At 68.0% G+C, this 2008-nt stretch carries 2 protein-coding genes; both read left to right on the top strand.

Annotated features, from left to right (window positions below; translation table 11 throughout):
* Positions 1 to 168: 168 nt before the first annotated feature.
* Positions 169 to 963, top strand: coding sequence for a pyrroline-5-carboxylate reductase (locus ACTHJR_RS02030; protein ID WP_440521393.1), 795 nt, complete (start codon positions 169 to 171; stop codon positions 961 to 963).
* A gap of 3 nt (positions 964 to 966) precedes the next feature.
* Positions 967 to 1704 (top strand): LuxR C-terminal-related transcriptional regulator, encoded by a 738-nt coding sequence (locus tag ACTHJR_RS02025; RefSeq protein ID WP_440521392.1) that lies wholly within the window; start codon positions 967 to 969, stop codon positions 1702 to 1704.
* Positions 1705 to 2008: the final 304 nt, after the last annotated feature.

Raw genomic sequence — 2008 nt, 5'->3', positions numbered from 1 at the left:
TTGGCCTCTCGATCGCACAGCGCCATCGCCTGTTCTTCGATACTGGGCCCCGGCCTTCGCCTGGGTGGATGGATGCAAAGTTCGCGAATTTGCTGACGAGTAGTCGGCATCGACACAGTGATAATTGTACTGTAGTGAGATTAAGAACAATCCAAGCGAGAGGTGCAGGTGGCGTCTTCGGTCGGAACATTGGGCTTCGTCGGCACGGGCACGATCGCCGCGGCGATGATCGAGGGGCTGGCGCTGTCGGGCAGCGAACCGATCATCGTCTCCCCGCGCAATGCCGGCATCGCCGCGGACCTCGCTGCGCGCTTCCCCAACGTCACGATCGCGGCGGACAACCAGGCGGTGGTCGATGCCAGCGACATGGTCGTGCTGTCGGTGCGCCCCCAGATCGCCGACGAGGTGCTGCGGCCGCTCCACTTCCGCGCCGACCAACATGTGCTCAGCCTGATCGCGACGATCTCGCTCGATTATTTGCACGAGGTGACCGCGCCCGCCGCCACGGTGACCCGCGCCGTCCCGCTGCCGCCGGTCGCGCGCGGCCAGGGGCCGACCGCGATGTTTCCGCCCAATGCGGCGGTGAAGGCATTGTACGATCGGCTCGGTACCGCGATCGAACTCGGCGACGAGAGCGAGTTCGACGTGTTCAGCTCGGTGACCGCGACGATGGGCGCCTATTTCGCCTTCGCGCACACCATCGCCGCCTGGATGGTCGACGAAGGCGTCGATACCGGCAGGGCGCATGCCTTCACCGCGCAATTGCTCGAAGGGCTGGGCACCGCATCGCGCGCGACGCCCGGGCGCGATTTCGCCGAGCTTGCCGACGAGCATCAGACGCGTGGCGGGATCAACGAGCAGGTGTTCCGCGCGATCACCCGCGACGGCGTGCTGCCCGAGCTCGACGCCGCGCTGGATGGCGTGCTGGCGCGGCTGCGCGCGGGGCGCGGGATCAAGGACTGACGGATGCGCGCGGTATACGATTTGATCGGCGAGGTGATCGGCGCGATCGGTGCGCCCGATTTCGTCGCGGCGACCGCCGACAGCTTGCGCCGGTTCGCCGGCTTCGACCTCGCCGCGATCGTGCTCCATCCCGATCGCGGCTGCCCGCACGTGCTGTACGACGATTTCGACCGTATCGGCCGCCGCGCCGCGGTCGAGACCTATGCCCGCGTGACGCATCGGATCAATCCGATGCTCGCTCTGTCCGGGGTGGTGCGCGCGCGCGACTTCGCCGGCACCCCGGTCGAGCGGATCGCCGCCCTGCGGCCCTGGCTGGTTCCGGCGCCCGAGGAGGAGCTCGGCTTCCGCACCGCCGGCTGGCCCGAACGCCAGGAGGAATTGGGACTCCATCTGCGCGGCTGGGATGGGACGATCGAGGTCGGATTGTACCGCGAACGCGGCCAGCGCCCCGCACCGGCCGCGACCTTGCGCGCGCTCGCCGCGATGGTGATGCCGATCGCCGCGGCGTTCGACCGGCATCGCGCGCTCGCCGGGGAGGATCGCAGCGTCGCGGCGTCGCGCCGCATCCGGCTGTCGCCGCGCGAGAATGACGTATGCGACCTGATGCTGATCGGCTGTTCGAGCGATGCGATCGCGCTCCGGCTCGGCATCAGCCGGTACACGGTCAAGGATCATCGCAAGCAGATTTTCCGCAAGCTCGGCATCGCCTCACTCGCGGAGCTGTTCGCGTCGGTGCACTGAGGCGGGATCGGGGTCGTCCTGTGCTCTCAATGGTGGCAACCCGCCGCAACCGGGCAGTTTCACCTTCTCGATCGTTTCCAGGTTCCGTCGTCACCACGGCCTTGTGCCGGGGTCCACCGTGCGGCAAACCCAGGATAAGAGGCTCTAGCGTCGAGCTGGCGGCCCGGTGGATGCCGGGACAAGCCCGGCATTGTCTGTTTGAGTTATCGTATAAGCGCGCGGTTCCGCTCATAAGCGGGATGCCCGGGCCGGGTGGCCACCCGGCCCGGGCGCGATTGGTCCGACCGTCCCGGCATAGGGCTCG

The sequence above is a fragment of the Sphingomonas sp. genome (assembly GCF_051962185.1).
Taxonomy (GTDB): domain Bacteria; phylum Pseudomonadota; class Alphaproteobacteria; order Sphingomonadales; family Sphingomonadaceae; genus Sphingomonas.
The sequence above is the reverse complement of the archived record's forward strand: the minus strand, read 5'-3'. Positions and strand labels throughout refer to the sequence as shown.